Source organism: Deinococcus sonorensis KR-87 (assembly GCF_040256395.1).
In the GTDB taxonomy this organism is placed as follows: domain Bacteria; phylum Deinococcota; class Deinococci; order Deinococcales; family Deinococcaceae; genus Deinococcus; species Deinococcus sonorensis.
In genome coordinates this window covers 17,574-41,003 of the sequence record NZ_CP158296.1, presented here as the reverse complement: position 1 = coordinate 41,003, position 23,430 = coordinate 17,574, and the positions used below count along the sequence as shown (strand labels likewise).

At 70.5% G+C, this 23,430-nt stretch carries 19 protein-coding genes; 8 read left to right on the top strand and 11 right to left on the bottom strand.

Annotation, left to right across the window (positions count from 1 at the left end):
• The 3 genes from pelF to ABOD76_RS00175 all read right to left on the bottom strand — a co-directional run bounded on the left by pelF (position 1) and on the right by ABOD76_RS00175 (position 2,480).
• A complete protein-coding gene (gene pelF, locus ABOD76_RS00185) occupies positions 1-1,455 on the bottom strand; it encodes a GT4 family glycosyltransferase PelF (protein WP_350240908.1) in 1,455 nt (484 codons plus the stop codon).
• 26 nt (positions 1,456-1,481) lie between these two features.
• A complete protein-coding gene (locus ABOD76_RS00180) occupies positions 1,482-1,682 on the bottom strand; it encodes a hypothetical protein (RefSeq protein ID WP_350240906.1) in 201 nt (66 codons plus the stop codon).
• An 87-nt stretch (positions 1,683-1,769) separates the two neighbouring features.
• On the bottom strand, positions 1,770-2,480 hold the full coding sequence (locus ABOD76_RS00175) for a hypothetical protein (RefSeq protein ID WP_350240904.1): 711 nt from the start codon (positions 2,478-2,480) through the stop codon (positions 1,770-1,772).
• A 269-nt stretch (positions 2,481-2,749) separates the two neighbouring features.
• Between ABOD76_RS00175 and ABOD76_RS00170 the strand changes: the two genes are divergently transcribed.
• Positions 2,750-2,989, top strand: coding sequence for a hypothetical protein (locus ABOD76_RS00170; protein ID WP_350240902.1), 240 nt, complete (start codon positions 2,750-2,752; stop codon positions 2,987-2,989).
• 11 nt (positions 2,990-3,000) lie between these two features.
• Positions 3,001-4,356 (top strand): AfsR/SARP family transcriptional regulator, encoded by a 1,356-nt coding sequence (locus ABOD76_RS00165; RefSeq protein ID WP_350240900.1) that lies wholly within the window; start codon positions 3,001-3,003, stop codon positions 4,354-4,356.
• 7 nt (positions 4,357-4,363) lie between these two features.
• Here ABOD76_RS00165 and ABOD76_RS00160 read toward each other — a convergent pair whose 3' ends face one another.
• Positions 4,364-4,561 (bottom strand): hypothetical protein, encoded by a 198-nt coding sequence (locus ABOD76_RS00160; RefSeq protein WP_350240898.1) that lies wholly within the window; start codon positions 4,559-4,561, stop codon positions 4,364-4,366.
• A 228-nt stretch (positions 4,562-4,789) separates the two neighbouring features.
• Between ABOD76_RS00160 and ABOD76_RS00155 the strand changes: the two genes are divergently transcribed.
• The gene (locus ABOD76_RS00155; RefSeq protein WP_350240896.1) at positions 4,790-8,659 is read left to right on the top strand and encodes an ATP-binding protein; all 3,870 of its coding nucleotides are present in this window, start codon (positions 4,790-4,792) and stop codon (positions 8,657-8,659) included.
• 13 nt (positions 8,660-8,672) lie between these two features.
• Complete coding sequence (locus tag ABOD76_RS00150; RefSeq protein WP_350241073.1) at positions 8,673-9,827, top strand: MFS transporter; 1,155 nt, start codon at positions 8,673-8,675, stop codon at positions 9,825-9,827.
• 7 nt (positions 9,828-9,834) lie between these two features.
• Here ABOD76_RS00150 and hutH read toward each other — a convergent pair whose 3' ends face one another.
• From hutH to hutU, 4 genes are all read right to left on the bottom strand, one after another.
• Positions 9,835-11,334 carry a histidine ammonia-lyase gene (gene hutH / locus ABOD76_RS00145; protein ID WP_350240894.1) on the bottom strand — a complete coding sequence of 500 codons (1,500 nt, stop codon included), beginning with the start codon at positions 11,332-11,334 and terminating at the stop codon, positions 9,835-9,837.
• A 67-nt stretch (positions 11,335-11,401) separates the two neighbouring features.
• The gene (gene hutI / locus ABOD76_RS00140) at positions 11,402-12,625 is read right to left on the bottom strand and encodes an imidazolonepropionase (protein WP_350240892.1); all 1,224 of its coding nucleotides are present in this window, start codon (positions 12,623-12,625) and stop codon (positions 11,402-11,404) included.
• Positions 12,612-13,535 carry an arginase family protein gene (locus ABOD76_RS00135; RefSeq protein WP_350240890.1) on the bottom strand — a complete coding sequence of 308 codons (924 nt, stop codon included), beginning with the start codon at positions 13,533-13,535 and terminating at the stop codon, positions 12,612-12,614. Before ABOD76_RS00135 ends, hutI begins: the two co-directional genes overlap by 14 nt.
• Complete coding sequence (hutU, locus tag ABOD76_RS00130) at positions 13,532-15,211, bottom strand: urocanate hydratase (protein WP_350240888.1); 1,680 nt, start codon at positions 15,209-15,211, stop codon at positions 13,532-13,534. The genes ABOD76_RS00135 and hutU overlap by 4 nt, the downstream gene beginning before the upstream one ends.
• Before the next feature lie 129 nt (positions 15,212-15,340).
• Between hutU and ABOD76_RS00125 the strand changes: the two genes are divergently transcribed.
• Both ABOD76_RS00125 and ABOD76_RS00120 read left to right on the top strand, forming a co-directional pair.
• Entirely contained in the window at positions 15,341-16,405 is a 1,065-nt protein-coding gene (locus ABOD76_RS00125) for a M36 family metallopeptidase (RefSeq protein ID WP_350240885.1), read from the top strand.
• A 22-nt stretch (positions 16,406-16,427) separates the two neighbouring features.
• The gene (locus ABOD76_RS00120) at positions 16,428-17,138 is read left to right on the top strand and encodes an IclR family transcriptional regulator (protein ID WP_350240883.1); all 711 of its coding nucleotides are present in this window, start codon (positions 16,428-16,430) and stop codon (positions 17,136-17,138) included.
• A gap of 97 nt (positions 17,139-17,235) precedes the next feature.
• Here ABOD76_RS00120 and ABOD76_RS00115 read toward each other — a convergent pair whose 3' ends face one another.
• Positions 17,236-17,625 (bottom strand): YdeI/OmpD-associated family protein, encoded by a 390-nt coding sequence (locus tag ABOD76_RS00115; RefSeq protein ID WP_350240881.1) that lies wholly within the window; start codon positions 17,623-17,625, stop codon positions 17,236-17,238.
• A gap of 273 nt (positions 17,626-17,898) precedes the next feature.
• Between ABOD76_RS00115 and ABOD76_RS00110 the strand changes: the two genes are divergently transcribed.
• Entirely contained in the window at positions 17,899-19,062 is a 1,164-nt protein-coding gene (locus ABOD76_RS00110; protein ID WP_350240879.1) for a hypothetical protein, read from the top strand.
• A 30-nt stretch (positions 19,063-19,092) separates the two neighbouring features.
• On the opposite strand, the gene ABOD76_RS00105 is transcribed toward ABOD76_RS00110, so the two are convergent.
• Both ABOD76_RS00105 and ABOD76_RS00100 read right to left on the bottom strand, forming a co-directional pair.
• Complete coding sequence (locus tag ABOD76_RS00105; protein ID WP_350240876.1) at positions 19,093-21,285, bottom strand: ATP-binding protein; 2,193 nt, start codon at positions 21,283-21,285, stop codon at positions 19,093-19,095.
• Between the two features lie 193 nt (positions 21,286-21,478).
• Positions 21,479-22,021 carry a TetR/AcrR family transcriptional regulator gene (locus tag ABOD76_RS00100; protein WP_350240874.1) on the bottom strand — a complete coding sequence of 181 codons (543 nt, stop codon included), beginning with the start codon at positions 22,019-22,021 and terminating at the stop codon, positions 21,479-21,481.
• Between the two features lie 126 nt (positions 22,022-22,147).
• Here ABOD76_RS00100 and ABOD76_RS00095 point away from each other — a divergent pair, with 126 nt between their 5' ends.
• Positions 22,148-23,032 (top strand): alpha/beta fold hydrolase, encoded by an 885-nt coding sequence (locus ABOD76_RS00095; protein ID WP_350240872.1) that lies wholly within the window; start codon positions 22,148-22,150, stop codon positions 23,030-23,032.
• The last annotated feature ends 398 nt before the right edge of the window (positions 23,033-23,430 follow it).

Here is a 23,430-nt window from a genome sequence, read left to right as displayed (position 1 = left end):
TCAGGCTCCTGACATACTCGCGGGAAACATCAGAGAGGTGTACATGCGCTGGTAGGCGTCCAGGCAGTGCTGCACGGTGAAGAGCGTCAGCACCCGCTCGCGGGCCTGCAGGCTCATTCGGCGCCGCAGCGCGTGGTCACTCAGCAGCGCCTGGCACGCTTCCGCGAAGGCGCGCGGATCGCGGGGTGGCACCACGAAGCCGGTGTCTCCCACCGCCTCGCGCACACCGCCCACGTCGGTGGCGACCATCGGCCGTCCGGTGGCCATCGCCTCGATCACCGAGTACGGGAAGCCCTCGGAGATGCTGCTCAGCGCCACCACGTGCCCCGCCTGATACGCCTGCGCCACCGACGGCACCCGGCCCTCGAAGCGCGCCGTCTCGTCCAGGCCCAGGTCGTGGATCAGCTGGCGGCAGGTGCGTTCATAGTCCTCGTTGCCCTGTGGGATCGGGCCGAACATCCGCAGGTGCGCGGAGGGAATGTGGTGCTGAATCAGCGCGTGCGCGCGGATCAGGGTGTCCAGGTCCTTGATCGGGTCCACCCGGCCCACCCAGGCCACGGTCGGCTCACTTGGCTCGGTCTCGCCCAGCGTGAACAGGGCCGGGTCGATGCCGTTGTAGACCGGGTGCAGCTTCTGCACGTCGGCACCGAAGTGCAGCTGCCAGCGGGTGTTGAAGTTCGAGGCCGGCGAGATGATGTCGGCCACCGTGTAGGCGGCGCGGGTCAGGTGCATGTGGAAGCGCAGCAGGAAGGCGCGCGTCCCGGCCGACAGGAACTCCGAGGGCGGCGTCAGGTAGCGTTCGCGCAGGTACACCCCGTGTTCGGTCAGCAGGAAGGGGGTGCCATGCACCGCCTTGGCCGCGATGGCCGGCAGCACTGACAGCCCGTTGCTCACGGCGTGGGTCAGGTCCGCTTCCGGCGCTGGTGTCGCGAGTGGCCGCAGCAGGTGAATCAGCCACATGTTGGCGCTCAGGGCGTCCGAAATGGTGGGGCGCGGGATGGTGGGGCTCATGCGCGGCGGCCCGCTGACGGCGTTGACGTGTTCCAGCCACACCTGCAGCAGCACCTGAGCGTTGCTGGGCACGGCCAGCGCGCTGTGGAGGTCCGCACGCCGGGCGAACAGACTCAGCCGGTTCAGCGCCCCGATAAAGTCGGCGCTGGCCTCCGGGCCGTCTTTGAGCATGGCGCCCAGCACCCGGGCGTACAGCTCCTGGAACTCCGCGCGCTGCCGGGGGCGGCTGCCACGCACCGGCAGACTTTCCCACAAGGGCACCACATCCACCTGCCGCACGTTCTCGGGCAGCGTGCAGCCGATCTTGGTGCTGAGCCCGCTGAGTGCCAGCACCCGGAACTCCACCTCCGGCAGCCCGGTGACGAGCTGCTCGCACCAGACGCTGACGCCGCCGGTGTAGAGCGGATAGGTGCCTTCGGTGATCAGGGAGACGACAGACGACATAACCCTCGCTTTGCGGCTGAGTCCGCTCAGTAATCGATGCCCAGGTTGGCGGGCGGTTGCAGGGCGGCGCGGATGCGTTCGGTGCGTTCGAGCCGCTCGATGCGGCGCAGCAGCTCCTTGTTCGTCTGGATCACGCTGTCCAGCAGGGCCAGCAGCTCAGGGTCGGCCGAGACGGAGGCCGGGGTGAACGGCGTGATGGGCAGGCTGGGGACGCTCTTCAGGGACATGACAGACCTCCTGGGGGGCCGGCAGAGCAGCGATGGCGGCCGGAGCGCCCGGGATGCTCGGCCCGGACGGCGGAGTGCAAGCAGCGGTCAGAACAGCTGACGCAGGTGGGTTCTCAAGGCCAGGTCGGCGCTGCGGGGCGCACGCGAATGGACCCGGGCGTCGATGACGTACCCGCTGCGGCGGCTCCCGCGTACCAGCAGCGGGGCGGACGCGGCGAACAGCTTGCGCCGCACGCTGCCCAGATGGGCCTGGATGTCGCTGCAGCTGGTCAGGGCTTCCAGGGCCGCGCAGCTGAGCAGCTGGCCCGGCACCTGCATCAGCGAGCGCAGCAGCCGGTATTCGGTGGCGGTCAGCGGGAGCGGGTCGGCGCCGTAGCGGACGCTCTGGTCCTGAGGGTCCAGCGACAGCTGCCCGACCCTCAGGGTGCGGCCATCTGAGTTGGGCAGCTGCGCCTGAATCAGCTGACGCCGCGCGGCCATGCTGCTCTGAAGCGGAAGGTAGGCCTGAGCCGCACCGGGAGCGGTCAGCTGCTCCACCTGCTGTGCGGTCAGCTCCGGCCCCACCACCACGGTGGGTACCGGCTGCAGCCGATGCAGCTGGGCCGTGAACGCCGCCAGCGTGTACTCTGCCGGCAGGTACTCCACGATGGCGAGTTGCAGCTGAATGGTGTGCTGCAGTGCACGGACGGTGCTGGAACGCAGCACGCGGCACTTCAGGCCGGACAGCAGGCCCATAAAGGAGTTGGCGGTGGGTCCGTTCGGTCCGATCAACATGACGGTGTTCACGGTGGAGTTCATCTTTCCCCCTGTCGCGCCGAACAGCGTGCGCTGAAACGCCGACATCTGTGAGCCGCCTGCACCTGACTGCGAATGAGAGCGAGATTGAGGTGCTTTTGAGCTCCCTTAGAGTATGAAGATGGGTGGTCGCCGAACGGTTACAGAGATCCAGGGAGCTGAATGCCGATATCACTGCAAAAAAACGCCTGTTTTGCAGCCGGGGAGACGGCAGGGCCGCGTCGGCTCATCTTCATGGAACACATGAGTTAAAAAGTGTATACCATTTTCTCATGATCTTCATCCCAGCACGGCTGGGACGCAGAGAGAAGGACAAAATACGGCTTCCTGGACGGAATGTGGCCTTCCGTCGTCTGTCCCGCGCCCTGAAGATCGTATTCACAGTGGCCGCGACAGCCCTGAGCCACATTTCTCAGACCCTTAATGTGAGAAATTATATGGCAGATCTCTTTTGGTGCTCTGCCCAGCTGCATCCGCAGGGCGCGTTTAAGCAGGAAAAGTCTGGTTTCTGAACGCGGAGGTCATGCCGATGAGCATCGTGATCCGAACGCTGGGGCAGGAGAGCGTGACCGTCAATGGAGAGCCGGTGCACTGGCCGTCACGCGCGGCGCGTGATCTGTTCTACCTGCTGCTCACCCGTCCGCGCGGATATACCCGGGATCAGATCGTCGAATGGCTCTGGAACAGTTCTCAGACGCTGGAGCACGGCGGCAATTTTAAGGTCACGCTGCACCGGCTGCGCCAGGCGCTGGGCGATGGCCAGGCGACGGTGGAGCACGACGAGCTCTACCGGCTGGCCGACCGCTACCATCAGGCATCCGATCACGTGCTGTTCCAGCAGGGCCTGCAACGGGCCCGCGGCACCGAGCGGCGCGAGCAGCGGCTGCAGGTGACGTATCAGGCGCTGAGTCTGTATGCCGGGGACTTTCTGCCGGACCGCACCGCCGAGTGGCTGGACGAAACACGTGAGGCCCTGAGATCGGCGTATGTCCGGGCTCGACTGGAGACGGCCCAGCTGCACTGCGGAGCCTTGGAATGTCATTCAGCGGTACGGAGCCTGGCGGGCGCCCTGATGACCGATCCGCTGAGCGGCGAACAGTACCACCGCAACCTGATGGGCTGTCTGTGCATGGTGGGCAAGCCGGACGAGGCGGTGACGCACTACCGGCACTTTCTGGGGTTCATTCAGCGCGACATCGGGGACATGCCGGCCCGCGAGACGGTCCTGATGGCCGAGCAGATCCGGGGCGGCGAGCCGCACACCGCCCGGCAGATCGGTGGGCCGCAGCTGTGCCCGCGCCGGGTGCTGTACGGTCCGGCCCCGCTGGAGCCCCCCCCGACGCCGATGCCGGACCTGAGCCGCTGGGACACCGAGCTGCAGCGCGGCCGGAAACTGTTGAAACTGATGCAGCGGCTGAACGGTGCCCGTGACTGGGCTGACCTGCAGGCGACGGTCCGGACGTTCATTCAGGACCAGCTGGAAACGTCGTCTGTGTGGCTGATCGGCCGCTCAGAGCGTGCCCATGGCGCGCATGAGCTCACGCCGCCGGGCCCGGAGTGGCCACCTGCGCTGCTGGAGACGGTGCGCTGGACCCTGGAGCGGCTGTGGAGCACCGGGACGCCGGACGATGGTTCACGCCCGGAGCACGGCGGCCATGTGACGGTGGAGGTGGTGGGCGACCCGGGCCAGCCTCCCCGCGCGTGGCTGGCGGTGGCCAGTCCGGCCGGCCATCCGGCGCCCGAGGTGGGCGACATGGAACTGATTCGCCGGGTGGCGGCCGCGCTGGGGCTGGTGCTGGCCCAGGCGCGCTGGCAGACGCCGGCGGCGGGCCGCACGGAGGCAAGCCGCTCCGTGCGGCCCGCCCGCCGGCCCCGCTGAATGGAACTCAGGCGCCGCTGGTGGCGGGCGTCACTTCGACGTACAGCACATTCCGGGTGTTGATCAGGTAGGAGCGGCCCTCCAGGGTGAACTCAAAGGCTCCGTGTCCCTCACTGAGGTTGAGGCGCAGTTCCTGCAACTGGGCCGGCGTGGCGTCTTGCAGGTACAGCGTTTTCCCTTCGGTCATCACAATGGTCAGGCTCATGCCTCACACTATCCCAGCACCCGCAGGACCGTAACCCCCGCAGCGGCTTGGCGGGCTGGCGGTGGCTTATTCTGAAGGCCGTTCATGACTCCTCCTATTCACATTTCATCAGAACCCTTCGTCGGCGACGGCGAGATGAGCCGCCGGATGCGGGCCCTCGACTGGTCCCGCACTCCGCTGGGCCCGCCGCACAGCTGGCCACAGAGTCTCAGGACCATCGTCCGGACCATGCTCACCTCACGCTTCGCCATGTGGCTGGCGTGGGGTGATCAGCTGACGTTCTTCTGCAACGACGCCTACCTGCCTACCCTGGGCGTCAAGCAGGAGTGGGCGCTGGGCACGCGCGCCGACGTGGTCTGGGAGGAGATCTGGAAGGACATCGGCCCGCGCATCGCGCACGTGCTGAGCACCGGTGAGGCCACCTGGGACGAAGGCCTGCTGTTGTTTCTGGAGCGCAGCGGGTATGTCGAGGAGACCTACCACACCTTCTCGTACAGCCCGGTGGCCGACGACGACGGGATCGTCGCCGGCATGCTGTGCGTGGTGACCGAGGACAGCGAGCGGGTGGTCAGCGAGCGCCGACTGCAGGTGCTGCGCGACCTGGCGGCCCGCACCAGCACCGCCCGCACCACCGCCGGCGTGTGTGCCGCCCTGGAAGCGTGCCTCTCCGCGGAGGCGCGCGACCTTCCGTTTGCCCTCACGGCGCTGCACCGGCCGGGCCAGCCGCTCCAGCTGGCGGGCATGGCGGGCTTCGGCTCACCGGAGCAGGGCGAACGGCTGGCTGCCCAGCTGCTGACCGGGCCGGCGGATCTGGACGCGGGCCGGCTGATGCCGCTGGAGGGGTTGGAGCCGCTGCCGCAGGGCGCCTGGGATCGCCCGCCGGTGCAGGCGCTGGCGCTGCCGTTGCAGCAGCAGGGTCAGGCGGAGCCGCTGGGCTTGCTGGTCATGGGCCTGAACCCCTACCGGCCGCTGGACGACGCGTACCGGGGGTTTCTGGACCTGTTCGCCGGTCAGGTGGCGGCGGCCCTGGCGAGCGCGGCGGCCTATCAGGAGGCCCGGCAGCGAGCCGAGGCGCTGGCCGAGCTGGACCGCGCCAAGACCGCCTTCTTCTCGAACGTCAGCCACGAGTTCCGCACCCCGCTGACGCTGATGCTGGGGCCGCTGGAGGAACTGCTGGCGCATCCAGGCAACCTGGATGCCGCGCAGCGCAGCGAGCTGCAGACCACCCACCGCAACGCCCTGCGGCTGCTGAAGCTGGTGAACACCATGCTGGACTTCACCCGCATCGAGGCAGGCCGCGCGGACGCCACCTTCCGGCCCACCGACCTGCCGGCGCTCACCACCGACCTGGCCAGCGCCTTCCGCTCGCTGCTGGAAGGCGCTGGGCTGCGCTACACCGTGGAGGTCCCGGACACCCGGGAGCTGGCCTACGTGGACCCGGAGCTATGGGAAAAGATTGTCCTGAACCTGCTGTCCAACGCCTACAAGTTCACCCTGCAGGGCGGCATTGACGTGCGACTGCAGCTTGCCGGCGGCCACTGGCAGCTGCAGGTCCAGGACAGCGGCACCGGCATTCCCGCCGCCGAGCAGGCGCGGGTGTTCGAGCGCTTCAGCCGGGTGGAGGGCGCCAGCGGCCGCAGTTTCGAGGGCACTGGCATCGGGCTGGCGCTGGTCCGCGAGCTGGTGCAGCTACACGGCGGCGACATCACCCTGCACAGCGTGCCGGGCGAGGGCAGTACCTTCACGGTGACGCTGCCGCGCGGCCGGGCGCATCTGGCGCCCGACCGGGTGGAGGACCGGGAGGGGCGGGCCGTGGCCGGGCGCGCCACCCTGCCGTCGCCGTTCCTGCAGGAGGCGGTGCAGTGGGCCGACGAGGACCTCCTGGCCCCGGACACCGCTGTGCCCGACCCGGCCCGGCCAAGGCTGCTGCTGGCCGATGACAACGCCGACCTGCGCGCGTATGTGGCCCGGCTGCTGGGCAGCAGGTACGCGCTGCAGGTGGTGGCCGACGGCCAGCAGGCGCTGGAGGCCGCGCTGGCCGATCCGCCGGACCTGGTGCTGAGCGACGTGATGATGCCCCGGCTGGACGGCTTCGGGCTGCTGCAGGCACTGCGGGCCGAGCCGCGCACCCGGCACATCCCGGTGATCCTGCTCTCTGCGCGGGCCGGCGAGGAGGCGCGCCTGGACGGTCTGGAGGCGGGGGCCGACGACTATCTGGTCAAGCCGTTCTCAGCGCGTGAACTGCGCTCGCGGGTCGGGACGCACCTGGAACTGTCGCTGCTGCGCCACGCGGCGGCCCAGGCCGAGCGGGAACGCAGCGCGGAGCTGGAGCGCCGGGTGCAGGAGCGCACCGCTGAGCTGGAGGCGCACACGGCGGCGCTGGACGCCTTCGTGCGCTACACCGAGGCGGTGGGCAGCAGCGCCTCACCCTCCAGCTTGATCCGTGAGGCCCTGACGGTGCTGCAGGCCCGCTTCTCGGACGTGAGTGTGGCGTTCTACGACCTGGATGACGGGCTGTGGAAGGCGCGGTTCTACAGCGATACCTTCCGCCCGGAACTGCTGCAGCTGATCACCTCGGGCCTGCCCGCCGACCTGCCGGTGTTCTCCGAGGCGCTCCGGACGCGCCAGCCGCTGTTCGTGGACGCCTGGAACGAGGAGGAGGGCGGTGTGGCGCACAGCCAGGACTACGGCACCACCTCGCTGTATCCGCTGCTGGTGAACGGGGAGGTGGTGGGCATGCTCTCGGTGGCGCTCAAGTCGGTCCAGGCGTGGTCCGAGCGCGACCGGGCGGTGGTGCGGGCGGTGGGCCGCAGCCTGAATCTGGCGCTGGAGCGCACCGCTGTCGCCACCCGGCTGGAGGTGCAGAACACCGAGCTGGAAGCGCGCACCCGGGCCCTGGAGAGTTTTGCGTCGCTGACGCGCGACCTGACGCTGCAGGTGGACCCGCTGGCGCTGGTGCGGCGGGCGCAGGAGGTGGCGCTGTCGCTGCTGCCGGAGGGATACGCGGCCTACTATGAGCCGGGCAACGGCCGCTGGCGGCTGCTCAGCCAGGTGGGTGACCGGCTGGACGAGCAGCTGCAGCGTCAGGCTGAGGCTGGCCTGCCCTTTGACCAGACGCCGCCCCTGGACTTGCCGTGGGCCAGCCGCACCGGCTACTACGAGAGCCATCCGGACCCCCTGCCGGGGCAGCCGGGGGCGGTGGCCGCCCTGCCGCTGCTGGTGAACGGGGAGATGTACGGCATCTTCGGAGTGGCGCTGTACCGGCAGCCGCACTGGTCGGCCGCCGAGCGCACGGTGCTGGAGACGGTGTCGCGCAGCCTGGGCCTGGCGGTGGAGCGCGCGCTGAGCGTGGCGCAGCTGGAGGCGCGCACCCGCGAGCTGGAGCGCAGCAACCAGGAACTCGAGCAGTTCGCGTATGTGGCGAGCCACGACCTGCAGGAGCCGCTGCGCAGCGTGACCAGCTTCTCGCAGCTGCTGGTGCGGCGGTACGCCGACCACGACGATGAGAGGGCGCAGCAATACGTGCGTTTCATCGAGGAAGGCACCAGCCGCATGGCGCAGCTGATCCAGGACCTGCTGGCCTACTCGCGGGTGGCCCGCTCGGCGGACATCTTCCAGGTGGTGCCGGTGGCCCCGCTAGTGGCGCGGCTGCAGCGGGAAGCGCAGCCGCGCCTGCGGGCGGCGGGTGCCGAGTTCCGCTGCGGGACCCTTCCGGACGTGACCGGCGACCCGGCCCAGGTGCGTCAGCTGTTCGAACTGCTCCTCGACAACGCCGTGAAGTTCCGCGATCCGGCGCGCCCGCTGCAGCTGCAGCTCACGGCGGATCGCGAGGGGCCGATGGTGCGTTTCGAGCTGCACGACACCGGCATCGGCATCGCCGAGGAGTACTTCCAGCGGATCTTCGTGATCTTCCAGCGGCTGCACGCCCGCCATCACCACGAGGGCAACGGCATCGGGCTGGCCATCGCCCGCAAGATCGTGGAGCACCACGGCGGCCAGATCGGGGTGCGCTCGGTGGAGGGGGAAGGCAGCGTCTTCTGGTTCACGCTGCCGTCAGCGCATGGCGGCCTGCGCGGCGAGGGGAGCAGCGGTGGCTGACCGCCCGGCTCGGATGGCCCGCTGGCCGTTGACCGGCGGCGTGAGTATCGCGCTGGCCGTCACGCTGGGTCACCTGATCAACGATGCCTACGGCGCGATGCTCACCCCCCTGGCCCCGGCCCTGCGCGGGCAGTACCACGTGAGCATCGCGGCGGTGACGCTGCTCGCCAGCGTGTTCTCGCTGACCAGCAGCGTGCTGCAGCCGCTGCTCGGCGTGATCGGCGACCGGCTGGACCGCCGCGTGATGGCCGCCGCCGGCCCCGCCCTGACCGGGCTGGGCCTGACGCTGATGGGCTACGCGCCCACCTTCGGACTGCTGACGCTGCTGGTGGCGCTGGCCGGGTTCGGCAGCGGCTTCTTTCATCCGGCCGGCGCGGCGTACACCGCCCTGCATAGCCCGCGCCACCAGCGGGGCCTGTGGGCCAGCATCTTCAGCGCCGGCGGCACCGCCGGTTCCGCGCTGGGGCCGGTGTTCGCGGGGGTGGGCCTGCACCAGCTGCCGATCTTCGGGGTGCTGGGGCTGCTGGTGGGCGCGGTGTCATACGTGATCACCCCGGCAGACAAGCCGGCCGGCCCGCGGCCCAGCATGCTGGAGTATCTCGGCATCTTCCGGGGACCGATCGTGCGGCTGTGGGGCATGGCGGTGCTGCGCTCGCTGGCCGGCATGGGGTACACCACCATGCTGCCGTTCATCCTGCTGGGGCGCGGGTACGGAACCCGCGCCACTGCGCTGACGCTGGCCGTGTTCGCGGTCGCCTCGGCGGTGGGCGGGCTGCTGGGCGGGCGGCTCTCCGACACGCTGGGCCGGGTGCCGATCCTTCGCGCAGCCAGCGTGGTGCCGCTGCCGCTGTTCGCTGCGGTGCTGTTCAGCACCCCCGACCAGTGGTGGTTCTATCCGCTGACCTTCATCGCGGCCGCGCTGATCAATGCCAGCATCCCGGTGGGGGTGGTGACGGCGCAGGAGTATGCCCCGCGCCACGTCGCGGTGGCGAGCAGCATCATGATGGGCTTCTCGTGGGGCTTCGCCGGCATCCTGGTGTTCCTGGTGGGGGTGCTGGCCGACCAGACCAGCCCGGTGGTGGCGGCGCTGGCCAGCCTGGGCCTGCTGCTGCCAGCGGCCCTGCTGGCCGCCACCCTGCCGGAACCCGAGCGGCCCCAGCTGTCCTAGCAGCCGCTCACGCGCCGACCTGCTGCTCCAGCAGCTCGCCCTGCCGGACCGCCGCAGTCAGGCGGTCCAGGTCCGGCTTGTAGTAGCGGTCCTCCTGCATGGCCGCGACCCAGCCGCGGATGCTGCGGTAGGCGCGCGCCACGCCCAGGCCCGGCTGCAGCGGCTGGAAGTCCAGCGCCTGCGCCGCGCACAGCAGTTCCACCGCGATCACGGCGGCCGTGTTGTTCAGCACCTGATGCAGCTTGCGGCAGGCGTGCGCGCCCATGCTGACATGGTCCTCCTGGTTGGCGCTGGTGGGAATGCTGTCCACGCTGGCCGGATGCGCCAGCACCTTGTTCTCGCTGACCAGCGCGGCAGCGGTGTACTGCGCGATCATCAGGCCGCTGTTCAGCCCGCCCTGCGGCGTCAGGAAGCCCGGCAGCCCGCTGAGCGCCGGATTGAGCAGCTGCTCGCATCTGCGCTCGCTGATGCTCGCCAGTTCGGCCACCGCCACCGTCAGCGCGTCGGCGGCCAGCGCCAGCGGCTGCCCGTGAAAGTTGCCGCCGCTGATCACCTCGCCGGTGTCGGGGAAGATCAGCGGGTTGTCGGTGACCGAGGCGAACTCCACCGCCAGCACCCGCTCGGTTTCCTGAATCACGTCCCGCGACGCGCCGTGCACCTGCGGCGCGGCGCGCAGGCTGTAGGCGTCCTGCACCCGCCCGCAGTTGGCGTGGGACGGCGCAATCTGGCTGCCGCTCAGGTGCGACCGGAGCTGAGCGGCCACCTCCAGCGCGCCGGGGTGGGGCCGCAGCCGTACCACATCGTCGCGGAACGGCTGATGACTGCCGCGCATGCCCTCCACCGTCATGGCGGCGGCCAGGGTCGCGGTGTCCAGCAGCCGCCTCGCGTCCAGCACCCCCAGCGCCAGCAGGCTGCCCATCAGCTGCGTGCCGTTGATCAGCGCCAGCCCCTCCTTGGCCTGCAGCACCAGCGGGGAAAGGTGCAGCTCGGCCAGCACCTCGCCGGCCGGGCGCACCCGGCCCGCATGCTCCAGTTCGCCCAGCCCGATCAGCGCCAGGGCCAGGTGGGCCAGTGGGGCCAGGTCGCCGCTGGCGCCCACCGAACCCTGCGCCGGGATCACCGGATGCGCCCCGGCATTCAGCAGCGTCAGCAGCAGCTCCACCACCTCCTCGCGCACGCCCGAGTGACCGAGCGCGAGCGATTGCGCCCGCAGCAGCAGCATGCCGCGCACCACCTCCGCCGGCAGCGGCTCGCCCACCCCGATGGCGTGCGACATGATCAGGTTGCGCTGCAGGGCGGCCAGCTGATCCGGGGCCACCTGCACAGTGGCGAACTTGCCGAAGCCGGTGTTCACGCCGTACACCGCATTCGGGCCGTCCACGATCCGCTCGATGACGGCGCGAGCCCGGCGGACGCGCTCACGGGCCGCGTCGGAGAGGCGGACCTGTTCACCGCCACGCACCACGCGCTCGAAGTCGGAGAGGGTCAGGGTCTGATCGAGAATCATGGTGGCCTTTCTGGAGGGGCGCAGCGGGGAGGGGTCGGACGGGGGAGGGGCCGGGCGGCCGGTGGCTTCAGGCACGCTGGTCGCCCCCCAGATACACGGCCTGAACCGGACTGGCCCCCAGCGTATACGCCAGGTCGCGCCAGTCAGGACCGTGCAGCGCCAGGAAATCGGCCCGCTGGCCGGGCACCAGCGCGCCCCGGTTGTGCAGACCCAGCGCCGCGGCGGCATTGACGGTGCAGGCGGTGAGCGCCTCGGCCGGCGTGAGGCCGTTCAGCCGGACGCTGAGGGCCAGCGCCTGCTGCACGCTGAAGAGCGGGGAACTGCCGGGGTTCAGGTCGGTGCCCACCGCCACGGCCGCCCCCGCGTCGATCAGGGCGCGGCCCGGCGCGGCGCTCAGGCCCAGGTGCAGCGACACGCCCGGCAGCACGGTGGCGAGGGTAGCACTGCCGGCCAGCGCGCGGATCTGGGCCTCGCCGCTGGCCTCCAGATGGTCCACGCTCAACGCGCCCATCTCGCAGGCCAGCTCGGTGCCGCCGATGCAGTGGAACTGGTCGGCGTGCAGCTTCACCGCGAGGCCGTGCGCGCGGGCCGCGGTGAGCAGGTCACGCGTCTCGGACAGCGTGTAGGCCTCCCGCTCGCAGAACACGTCCACGGCCGTGGCCAGCCGCTCGCGGGCCACCTGCGGAATCAGCGTCTCGCACACGTCCCGGACGTGCTGGACCCGCCCCTCGGTCGGGGGCACGTGCAGCAGCAGGGTGGGGCAAAGGGTGCCCTTGACCTGCTGGGCCAGCAGCGCGACCGCCCGCAGCATCCGCAGCTCACCCGCAAAGTCCAGGCCGTACCCGCTCTTGATCTCGATGGTGCCGGCGCCGGAGCGCTGCAGCGCCTCCAGCCGGGGCCGGGCCAGCGCGCTCAGCTGCTCCACGCTCGCCGCCTGGGTGGCGCGCGCAGTATGCCGGATGCCGCCGCCCCGGGCCAGCAGCGCCTCGTAGCTCACTCCTTCGGCCCGCGCCTCGAAGTCGGCCAGCCGGTCGCCGGCCCACACGGCGTGGGTATGCGGGTCAATCAGCGCAGGCGTCACGGCCGCGCCGCCCAGGTCGTGGGTGGTGGCCGCGTCCGGCGCGTCCTGCCGCTGCCCGACCCAGGCCACCCGGTCTCCCTGCACCAGCAGCGCCGCGTCCGGGATGACCGTCAGCCTGCGCATCGCCGCACCGCGCTGCGGTCCGGCGGGCGGCGTGACCAGCTGGGCGATGCCGGTGAACAGGGTGACGGCCGGCTCAGCTCCAGGCATCCTGCACCTCCGCCAGCGTCTCCAGAATCAGCCGCGCGGCGATCAGCTCGCTGCGCCCGCTGGGGTCCAGGGTGGGGGCCAGTTCCACCACGTCCAGGCCCACCAGCCGGTGCCGCCGCACCACACTGGCGATCAGCTGCAGGGCCAGCCGGTAGCTGAAGCCGTCCGGTTCCGGGCTGCTGGTGCCGGGCAGCACCGCCGGGTCCAGGGCGTCCACGTCCACGCTCAGGTAGACGTTCTGTCCGGGTGGCAGCGCTGAGAGCAGCCGGTCCAGGTCCGTTTCCACCTGCTCCATCGGCACCAGGGTGTGTCCGCGTGCCCGCGCCGCCGCCACCGCCTCCGGGTCGAAGCGCAGGCCGCGCAGGCCGAAGGTGGTGATGTGCTTCAGGTTCGGCAGCGCTTCGGTCGCCCGACGGAAGGGGCTGGAGTTGCTGTAGCGCGTGTCATTGCGCACGTCCGTGTAGTCCAGGTGGGCGTCCAGTTGGATCACGTGCAGGTCCGGCACGTCGTGGAAGGCCAGCAGCAGTGGATAACTCACGCTGTGGTCGCCGCCCAGAAAGACGGGCACCCGGCAGCGGGCCCGCACCGCCCGGGCCGCCTGGGTGATGCGCTCGCGGGCCAGTTCCGGTTCCAGGCTGGGCAGCACCACGTCGCCCGCGTCCACGAACAGCGGGTCCGTCTGGCTGGACGCATCCAGCCGCGCCCGGCCGTCCAGCCCGGTGAAGGGCGGCACATACCGCAGGCTGGCCTCGCGCAGCGCCCGGGGAGCGAAGCGGGCGCCGGGCCGGAAGCCCAGCGCGATGTCGAAGGGAATGCCCAGCACCGCGAAGGTGGCCCGCCAGTCCCCGTCCGGGTCCACCAGCGGCGCCCGCACGAAGCTGGCGATGCCTCCGTAGGGCAGGTGGGTCATGCGTCCTGCGCCCGGTCGTGGATGCCCAGGCTCGGGAGGTCCAGGCCACGGTCCCGCGCCACGTCCTGGGCCAGCTCGTAGCCGGCGTCCGCGTGGCGGATCACGCCCATCGCCGGGTCGTTGGTCAGGCAGCGCGACAGCCGCCAGGCCGCCTCCTCGCTGCCGTCTGCCACCGCCACCAGGCCGGAATGCTGGCTGTAGCCCATCCCTACGCCGCCGCCGTGGTGAAAGCTCATCCAGCCGGCGCCGCTGGCCACGCCGGTGGCGAAGTTCAGCAGCGGCCAGTCCGACACCGCGTCGGAGCCGTCCAGCATCGCCTCGGTCTCGCGGTAGGGGCTGGCCACGCTGCCGGCGTCCAGGTGGTCGCGCCCGATCACGATCGGCGCCGAGAGCCGCCCGTCGGCCACCATCTGGTTGAACAGCAGCGCGGCCCGGTCGCGTTCACGGTAGCCGAGCCAGCAGATGCGCGCTGGCAGCCCCTGGAAGCTGATCTGGTCGGCCGCGTAGCGCAGCCACGACTGCAGCCGGGCGTCCTCGGGGAACAGCTCCAGCAGCGCCTGATCGGTGGCGTGGATGTCGGCCGGGTCGCCGCTGAGCGCCACCCAGCGGAATGGCCCGCGCCCCTCGCAGAAGCTGTCGCGGATGAAGGCCGGCACGAAGCCCGGGTAGCTGAACGCGTCGTCCACGCCGGCCAGCCGGGCCTGCTCGCGCAGGTTGTTGCCATAGTCGAAGGCCACCGCCCCGCGCCGCTGCAATTCGATGATGGCGCGCACGTGCGCGGCCATGCCCTCGCGCGCGCGCTGCAGGTACTCGTCCGGCCGGGTCCGGCGCAGCTCGTTCAGGTCCTCGTCGGGACGGGGGACCGGCAGGTAGCCCCACATCGGGTCGTGGGCGCTGGTCTGGTCCGTGACCAGGTCCGGCGTGAAGCCGCGGCGTACCAGGTCCGGCAGCAGTTCGGCGGCGTTGCCCAGCAGCCCGATGCTGAGCGCTTCCCCAGCATCCCGGGCCGCCTGCGCCTGCGTCAGGGCGTCGTCCAGGCTGGCCGCCACCGTGTCCAGGTATCGGGTCTCCAGCCGCTTCTGGATGCGGGTGGGGTCCACCTCGATGCAGATGCACACCCCGCCCGCCAGCCGCACCGCCAGCGGCTGCGCGCCGCCCATGCCGCCCAGCCCCGCCGTGACGGTGATGGTGCCCTTCAGCGAGCCGCCGAAGTGCTTCTGGGCCGCGCCCGCGAAGGTCTCGTAGGTGCCCTGCAGGATGCCCTGGGTGCCGATGTAGATCCACGATCCGGCGGTCATCTGGCCGTACATCATCAGGCCCGCCTGATCCAGCCGGTCAAACGTCTCCCAGGTCGCCCAGTGCGGTACCAGGTTGCTGTTGGCGATCAGCACGCGCGGCGCGAGCTGGTGGGTGTTCAGCACCGCCACGGGTTTGCCGGACTGCACCAGCAGGGTCTGGTCGTTCTCCAGCCGGTCCAGCACTTCGATAATCCGGTGAAAGCTGGGCCAGTCGCGGGCCGCCTTGCCGCGCCCCCCATACACGATCAGCTGCTCCGGATGCTCGGCCACCTCCGGGTCGAGGTTGTTCATCAGCATGCGTTTGGCAGCTTCCTGAATCCAGCCTTTGGCGGTGCGGGTAGAGCCACGTGCGGCGCGCACGACGGGGATGGTGGTCATGACTCCACTGTGCGCGGCGGCGCGCCGGCCCTCAAGAGCGGCGCGCAACAGTGTTGGACAGACCGATGCGTGTTCACCCTGGATGCCCCCGTCCTGGGGTGCGGTATTGTGGCAGGCACGAGGTCAATCATGATGAAGCGCACGGGACTGCTGGCCGTCTGTACCGCCATTCTCATTGCTGCCTGCAACCAGCCGGTGGCCGGACCACACCTGGGCGTGTTGGGCGGCGCGGGCAAGCCGCCCACCACCCAGACCACCGCCCGCGCCAGCGTGTTCCTGCCCAACCCGGTCCAGACCAGCGGCAACGAGACGCTCACCGACCAGAAGGACGCCGACTCAGCGGTGCCGGCCAGCGCCTATTACCCGGTCACGCTCAGCCACCTGGACGGCAGCGGGTACCTCAGCGGCGACTACGCCAAGGTGATCAGCGAGACCGGGACGCCGGTGTACGGCGCCGGCCCGTTCAGCTACACGCGCGATCAGGACGGCTTCGAGCAGGTGATGGCCTACTACTGGGTCACGGAGGCGCAGCTGTACCTGCAGTCGCTCGGCTTCGGCACCACCCTGCCGGCAGTCAACCAGCGCCAGCAGCAGATCCGGGTCTCGCAGTACGGCGTGGACAACTCGTTCCAGACCGACAAGCAGGACCTGCTGCGCTTCGGCAAGGGTGGCGTGGACGACGCCGAGGACGGCGAGGTGATCGTGCACGAGTACGGCCACGCGGTGCAGGCGGCGCAGGTGCCGGGCTTCGGCACCAGCCTGGAGGCCGGAAGCATCGGGGAAGCGTTCGGAGACTATCTGGCCCTGACCGTCGCGGCCTCGGTGGCCCCGGCCAACGGCGCCGCGATCCGCACGCCGCTGCCGTGCCTGATGGACTGGGACAGCACGTCGTACACCAGCACCGTGCCGCACTGCATCCGCCGCACCGACACGAACAAGCACTACCCGGAGGACGTGGTGGGCGAGGTGCACGCCGACGGGGAGATCTGGTCGCGGGCCCTGTGGGACATCCGGCAGGCGCTGGGGGCGCGCACCGCCGACCGGATCATCGTGGACGCGCAGTTCCGCTTCACCCCGGATGTAAGCTTCGCCGCCGCTGCGCAGGCCACCGTGGACACGGCCCAGGCGCTGTCCGGCAGCACGGCGGCCCGAGCTGTCCGCACCGCCTTCGTGAGTCGCGGCATCCTAAAGTAGGCCGCTGGCCCGGCACCGATCCATGTCCACGCTCGACAAGGCCGCCCTGATCCTGCGCGCGTTCAGCTCGCAGCAGCCGGAATGGGGGTCGCGGGCGCTGGCCGTCCAGTTGGGTCTCCCGCGCGCCACGGCGCAGTTCTACCTGTCGGGGCTGGCGCGGGCCGGGTTCCTGCGGCGCACTCCGGCGGGCCAGTACCGCCTGAGCTGGCAGCTGGCCGAGTACGGGGCGCAGCTGACGTTGGGCCTGCCATGGTTCCCGCGTGCCCGCAACGCGCTGGCCGAGGTGGCGCAGGCGACAGCCGGACTGGGCTTCCTGTGCGTGCTGGAGGAGGACCGGGTCATCTGCATCAACCGCGCCCTGGGTGACCCGGGCGCGGACCATGCCCAGGTGCAGACCGACGTGACGCTGCCGGCCAATGCCACCGCCGCCGGGAAACTGCTGTACGCGCACGCTGCGCTGCCCGTCCCAGAGTTCGCCCGCTACACCGCGAGCACCATCACCACTCCGGACGAGTGGCACGGCGCGCTGGCCCGCGTGCGGCAGGACGGGTACGCGCACGCCATCGAGGAATGGGTGCCGGGCCAGTGCGCGGTGGGGGTGCCGCTGTGGTGGGACGGGGCGGTGGTGGCGGCCTTCGGGGTGCAGCTGCCCACTGCCCGCTTTCTGGCGCGAGAGCGCCGGGTGCTGGCCCGGGTGCAGCAGGCGGCCCGGCCGTTCGCCCCGCCGGCATAACATGGGGCCGCGTGGCTCGGGCGTGCGGACACTTTGGGTCATTTGCGCAGGGATGGCCGGGAAATTCTGGAAAGACGTGCGGGCACAGACCCAGGGATCAGCGGCCTTCCGCCAGCGTCTCGATGGCTTTGGCCACCCGCCGGGCACGCGTTTCCGCTGTCCTGGCCCCCTCAACCGCGAGGGTGTGCTGGCGCTTCTGGCTGTACGACAGCTGTTCGAAACGCTGGCGGGCCGCCTCGTGGCCCAGCAGGGCGGCCTGGAGATCATCCGGTACGCTGACCTCGCGCGGCTCAGCATCGAGGTCCAGCGTGACGCTCAACGCGTCACCGGCCTTCAGACCGGCCGCCTGACGGTGCTCCGCGCTGACTGGGATCATGAAGTGCTCGCCCCGCACGGCCACGGTGCTGCGGTACCGGTGGCCGTTCACGGTGACGTGGACCGCCGGCTTCTTGCCGGCCCCGAGCTGCTGGATGATCTCGGCAGGCACCTGGATGCCAGTGGCGGTCTTGCCTTCTGGTGCAGCACGGTTTCGAAGGTGGGCATGTGAACTCCTTGCAGAACACGGGGCGGAACGGCGCCTGACGCTCTGAGGTGTGGTTGCCCCGAGTTTAGGGGGTCAACGTGTCTGCGGGAAAGGTGGGGGCTCAGCCGCTTGACGCCGCTGCTGACGCGCCTCCGGCCCTGGCGGTTGCTCCCGCGCCCCGAAACGATAACAATGAGCGCAATGCCAAAACTCACTCCACGGCGTTCTCTGGCCCTCGTGTTGCTCCTCACCGGCCTCGGGCTGGCGGGCGGTGGCGGCCCGACCGGCATGCAGCTGGGCGGACCCGTCAGCCGCGCCGATGCCACCATGACGGCCCTCACCACCGATGCCAGCGGTGCGCCGGTGGTGGCCTGGGTGGAACTCAGCCCGGCGCAGGGACGACCCTACGGGCATCTGCACGCGGCGCGGTGGGACGGTGGCCAGTGGCAGCCGCTGGGCGGCATTCTCAACGAGAACGTGGTGCACAACGCCTGGCAGCTGAGCGCCGTGCGCGGTCCGGACGGACAGCCGTGGCTCGGCTGGGCCGAGGACGCCGGCACCGCCCACGTGGACTCGTACCTGATCTCGCGCTGGGACGGGCATGCCTGGAGCAGTCCCGGGACGTACGCGGTACGCCGCAACCTCTCGGACGCGGGCAAGTCGCGCGCCTTCACCGTCACGAATGACAACACCCCGTACCTCACCTGGACCAACATCTACTTTCCGGGCGCGTACGCTCAGGTGGTGCAGCCGTTCAGCTGGCAGGGCGTGCGCTGGGCCGAGAACGACCCGCCGCTCAACCACAGCCTGAAGTCGGCGGCGTTCTTCCCGGCCGCGGCGCGCGGCCCGGACGGTCAGGTCTACACCGCCTGGCTGGAGGGCGATGTGGCGCGCAGCAACGTCTTCGTGTCGCGTCGCGCGGCGGACGGCCGCTGGACGCCGGTGGGCGGCGCGCTGAACGTCCGGCCGAACACCTACACCTTCGACCCGCAACTGGCGGTGGGGGCACAGGGGCCGGTGGCGGCGTGGCTGGAGGACCAGAACGGCCTGGACACCGTGTTCGTGAAGCGCTGGACCGGCCAGCAGTGGACCTCGCTGGGCAGCGCGCTGAACGTCATGCCCGGCACCCTGGCGGAGCGCCCGAACTTGGCGCTGGACGCGGCGGGGCGCCCGCTGGTGGCCTGGGTGGAGGGCCGCGGCGGCGGGCCGAGGCGGGTCTATGCCAAGCGCTGGGACGGGCAGCGCTGGAACGTCCTGGGCGGTGGGCCATTGAATCTGGCCGCCGGGCACGACGCCAGTTCGGCCTCGGTCACGGTGGACGCGGCGGGCCGGGCGGTGGTGGCGTGGTGCGAGCGCACCGGCACACGCCGCGACGTGATCGTGAAGCGGTTTGCGCCCTGAAGAGGGGCTGCGCCTGCTGTTGCTCCTGCCTCAGCCGCTGCGTTCACGCGGCAGGGTGAACCCGAAGGTCGCCCCCTGTCCCGGTCGCCCATCGGCAAACACCCGCCCGCCGTGCCGCACCACGATGCGCCGCACCGTGGCCAGCCCCACCCCGGTGCCGGGAAAGTCGCGCTGGGCGTGCAGCCGCTGGAACACGCCGAACAGCTTCCCGGCGTACTGAGGATCAAACCCCGCGCCGTTGTCCTGCACCCGGATGATCCACTCGTCCGGCCGGGCCTCGGCCCGGACCTCAATGGTGGGGTGCGCGGTGTGGCGGGTGAACTTGACCGCGTTGCTGAGCAGATTGGTCAGCACCTGCTGCAGGCTGGCCCGGTCGCCCCGCACCACCGGCAGCCCAGAGACCTGCCACTCGATCGGGCGGGCCTGGGTGTCCGCCTCCAGTTCCAGCCGGGCCTGTTCCACCAGCTCAGTGAGGTTCACCCGCTCGGTCCGCAGTTCGGTCCAGCCGGTGCGCGACAGGTCCAGCATCGAGTTGATCAGGCCGTCCATCCGGTCGGCGCCGTCGTTCACGACCCCCAGATACTCCTCGACCTTCGCCAGGTTGGGCGCCGGCTGCTTCAACACCTTCGCCGCCAGCTGAGCGAAGCCCTTGATGTGCCGCAGCGGCGTGCGCAGGTCATGCGACACGCTGTAGGCGAACGCTTCGAGTTCCTCGTTGGCCACCTCCAGCTTGCTGCGTTCCCGTTCCAGCTGCTCCACGCTCTGTACGCCCTCCAGGGCCAGCCCCAGGCTGCGGGCGGTGGTCAGCAGCACCGCCTTGTCGGCTGCACTCCAGGGTCGGTGCTCGAACAGCGGCACATTCAGGATGCCGGCGACCTGACCGTTGAGCATCACCGGCAGGGTCGCCACCGTTTCCAAGTGGTCCACCATCGCCACCGACACGTCCAGCGCCTTGTCGTAGATGTCCTGGAAGAACGGCTGCCGGGTCTGATACGGGATGTCCAGTGAAGGGGTCGTGCCCACCGGCAGGCCCGCTTCCATCAGCTGCTGCAGGGCCGGGGTGCCGGCGGTCCCCACCTGGGCCATCAGCCGCCATAGGTTCCCCACCGGCTGCCAGTAGGCGGCGAAGCCGGGCGGCAACAGGGCCAGCACGATCTCCAGCGCCCGCCGGATCAGGGTGGGGGCGTCGCTGCGGACGGTGAGGTGGTAGCTGAGGCTTTCGAAGGCGACCAGCGCGTTGCTGCGCGCTTCCAGCTCACTGTTCTGCTCGGCCGTTCTGCGGTTCGTTTCGGCGCGTTCCAGTGCCAGCACCAGACTCCGGCCCACCGACCGGAACACCGCCCGCTCCCGGTCCGACCAGTCTCCGGCACGCTGGATACCCATGGCCAGCAGGCCCTGAGGCTGCTGGTTCACATAGCACGGGTAGAAGGCCCCCGCGCCGTAGGCCTCGGTGCTGGCCACATGCTCGCGCTTCGCGTCCCACCCGGCCACGAACACGGCCTCCCGGGTCTCCAGCGCCTCGGCATAACTCGGCGCCGTGGTTGGAATGCCGCGTGCCAGCACCTCCATCACCTCCGGGGCAAAATCGCTGGACCAGACCCGCGCCTTCCACAGGTCGCCCTCCAGGTCGTAGTAGGCGACGCTGACCTCACCCAGGGTGGCGCGCAGCACCTCCACCGCCTGACCGGCCAGGTCATGCACGTCCGTGGTGCTGGCCGAGCGCTCCGCGAACGCCACGAACGCGTCCAGCGCCGAGCGTTCGGTCTCCAGTTCGGAGGTGCGCTGCTCCACCCGCTCCTCCAGCGTCGCGTTCAGCTGTTCCAGGGCGTGCTGGGTGGCCCGCCGGGCGGTCATGTCGCGCGAGATGGCGATCAGCTGTCGCACCTGGCCCTGCGTGTCGACCACCGGGGACACGCTGACCTCCCACCACTTCACGGTGCCGCCCATGGTCGCCGCGGGGCCCTCGAAGGTGGTGGACAGCCCGGCGCGCGCCCGCTCCAGGGCGTGTTCCACCTGCAGCCGCGCCTTGCCGGTCCAGAAGTCCTGCCACGGGAGAAAGCGGCAGCGCTCGAAGTCCTGCACCTCCATCACGCTCCGGCCGCCCTCGTTCATGTCGAGCAGGCGACCGTCCAGATCCAGCACCTTGATGCAGTTGGGACTGGCGTCAATGATCTCGCGGTAGTGGTTGAGCTGCTGCCGGAGCTCCTCGACCTCCACGGTCATCGCCGCACCGGCTGGGGGTGGCCAGGGCAGGCCGCCCGCTGCCCGGTCCGGGCGCGGCAGGGCGGCACGTCGGGGAGTCGGCCCATCAGAAGGTCAGGGTAGCGTGCCCGTCCGCCCGCCACTACTGAGGCGGCCTGAATGCAATCCTGAGGTCGCTTCATCTCCGCGGCTGCGGTGAAGCGCCCTGCCGAGTTCAGGCCCGGCCGAGGAAGCGCTCGCGGAGCTGGCCGATCTGCGCCTGGAACAGCGGGGGGTTGCCGAGAATCCGGGCCACCACGTAGGTGCCCTGCACGGCCATGAACAGCTCCTCAATCGCGCCGGGGCCGCCGCTCAGGGCCGCACCCTGCGCCCGTACCGCGTCGTAGTACCGCTGCACCATCGCGGCGGCGCGCGGCGCGGCCGGGTCGCCCAGGGCGCGCAGCTCTGCCGCGAGGCTGCCGAACGGACAGCCGAGCCGGGCGGCCGCCGCCGGGTCCTGCAGCAGCCACTCGAAGTACCGCTCCAGCCACGCGCGTGGCGGCAGTGGGGCCAGCTCTCCCAGCAGGGTCAGCAGTTCCTGCTCGCAGGCCTCCAGCACGGCCACCACCAGCTCGTCTTTCGTCCTGAAGTAATAGTACAGGTTGCCGAGCGGCACGCCGGACGCTTCCGCCACGTCCTTGAGGGTGCTGCCGCCCAGCCCGGCCTCCCGGTAGCGGTTCAGGGCCGCTGCGATGATCTGGTCTCGTTTGCTCCGCATCTCGTCTCCGCAGGTCCCAAGATGACATGAAGTCCGCTCGTGCTTGCGTGACGCGGGTCGTGATTAGGCTGAGTCAGAATTCCAACCCAGTCCGTGGCCACCCTGGCTGCGGCACAAAGGACGACCATGAACAGACTGATGATCACCACGCTGGCCCTGGCGGCCACGACAGCCCTGGCGGGCGGAGCGCAGGGCAACCGGCAGGAAGGCATGTTGAGCGTCAACGGCGCGCAGATTCACTACGTGTCGCAGGGCACCGGCACGGCGATGCTGCTGCTGCACGGCTACCCGCTGAGCGGTGAGCTGTTCGCCCGCAACCGGGACGCGCTGTCGCAGGCCGGGTACCGCGTGATCACTGTGGATCACCGCGGCTACGGGCAGAGCACGGCGCCCGCAGGCGCGCCCGGCGACCTCCAGACCTACGCGGCCGACGCGCTGGGCGTGCTGGATCAGCTGGGTGTCCAGAACGCCATCATCGGCGGCATGAGCATGGGCGGCCCCATCGCCTTCGAGATGTACCGCACCGCACCGCAGCGCTTCCGGGGCCTGATCCTGATCGACACCATCGCCAACCCGGCGGGCATCGTGGAGCAGCACATCTGGAAGGGCATGGCGCAGAAAGCCAGCACCTACGGGCCGCAGTCGCTGGCCCCGGAACTGCTCAAGGACATGCTCACCGGCCAGACCCGCATGAACCGCCCCGGCGACGCCCAGGCGCTGACCGGCATCGTAAAGCAGGCGTCGGTGGCCGCCGACGTGGCGGGGGCCATGGTGCTGGCCAACCGGCCGGATTCCGTGCCCACCCTGAAGACCATCACCGTGCCGACCCTGATCCTGGAGGGCCTGGAAGACACGGTCTACCCGCCGGAATTCAGCATGAAGATGCAGCAGAACATCGCCGGGAGCCGGCTGGTCATCATTCCCGGCGCGGCCCACGCCGCCATCTACGAGAAGGCCGATCTGGCCAATCGGGCCATCCTCGACTGGGCGCGCGCCAACAACCTGCGGTGATCAGCCGGGCCGGGAGTGATGCCAATGTGCGGCGGGCAGGCCCGTCCTGAACCCCTCCGAGGACTGGTCGGGGCGGGGTGACGATGAGCTGCTGCTGGCCCTGGGCCGGGGCGACCTGGAAGCGCTGCGCTGGTTGCACCGGCGCTACGCGGGGCGGCTCCTGACCCTGGCCCAGACCGAAGGGGTCGCCGCCCCCGACCGTGTGGTGGAGGACGCCTTCGTGCGGCTGTGCGCTGTGGCGGGCCGCTTTCCGTCCTCAGGGTTGACGGCGCCGCAGTGGATCATTGGGCTGGCCCACCGCCACGTGCGCGGGTGCCTGACTCACCTGCCCTCACCCCCCTGACCCGCCTCACCGCGTTCCCGATGCCCCCAGCCGCCCACGGCTGGGGGCGCGCCTG

Coding starts and splice junctions, on each gene's coding strand:
- ABOD76_RS00100 (WP_350240874.1), bottom strand. CDS start 22,021: ATGCGGAGCAAACGAGACCAGATCATCGCAGCGGCCCTGAACCGCTAC.
- ABOD76_RS00170 (WP_350240902.1), top strand. CDS start 2,750: ATGATCTTCATCCCAGCACGGCTGGGACGCAGAGAGAAGGACAAAATA.
- hutI (WP_350240892.1), bottom strand. CDS start 12,625: ATGCCTGGAGCTGAGCCGGCCGTCACCCTGTTCACCGGCATCGCCCAG.
- ABOD76_RS00165 (WP_350240900.1), top strand. CDS start 3,001: ATGCCGATGAGCATCGTGATCCGAACGCTGGGGCAGGAGAGCGTGACC.
- ABOD76_RS00125 (WP_350240885.1), top strand. CDS start 15,341: ATGATGAAGCGCACGGGACTGCTGGCCGTCTGTACCGCCATTCTCATT.
- ABOD76_RS00175 (WP_350240904.1), bottom strand. CDS start 2,480: ATGAACTCCACCGTGAACACCGTCATGTTGATCGGACCGAACGGACCC.
- hutH (WP_350240894.1), bottom strand. CDS start 11,334: ATGATTCTCGATCAGACCCTGACCCTCTCCGACTTCGAGCGCGTGGTG.
- ABOD76_RS00135 (WP_350240890.1), bottom strand. CDS start 13,535: ATGACCCACCTGCCCTACGGAGGCATCGCCAGCTTCGTGCGGGCGCCG.
- hutU (WP_350240888.1), bottom strand. CDS start 15,211: ATGACCACCATCCCCGTCGTGCGCGCCGCACGTGGCTCTACCCGCACC.
- ABOD76_RS00105 (WP_350240876.1), bottom strand. CDS start 21,285: ATGACCGTGGAGGTCGAGGAGCTCCGGCAGCAGCTCAACCACTACCGC.
- ABOD76_RS00120 (WP_350240883.1), top strand. CDS start 16,428: ATGTCCACGCTCGACAAGGCCGCCCTGATCCTGCGCGCGTTCAGCTCG.
- ABOD76_RS00160 (WP_350240898.1), bottom strand. CDS start 4,561: ATGAGCCTGACCATTGTGATGACCGAAGGGAAAACGCTGTACCTGCAA.
- ABOD76_RS00180 (WP_350240906.1), bottom strand. CDS start 1,682: ATGTCCCTGAAGAGCGTCCCCAGCCTGCCCATCACGCCGTTCACCCCG.
- pelF (WP_350240908.1), bottom strand. CDS start 1,455: ATGTCGTCTGTCGTCTCCCTGATCACCGAAGGCACCTATCCGCTCTAC.
- ABOD76_RS00150 (WP_350241073.1), top strand. CDS start 8,673: ATGGCCCGCTGGCCGTTGACCGGCGGCGTGAGTATCGCGCTGGCCGTC.
- ABOD76_RS00095 (WP_350240872.1), top strand. CDS start 22,148: ATGAACAGACTGATGATCACCACGCTGGCCCTGGCGGCCACGACAGCC.
- ABOD76_RS00155 (WP_350240896.1), top strand. CDS start 4,790: ATGCTCACCTCACGCTTCGCCATGTGGCTGGCGTGGGGTGATCAGCTG.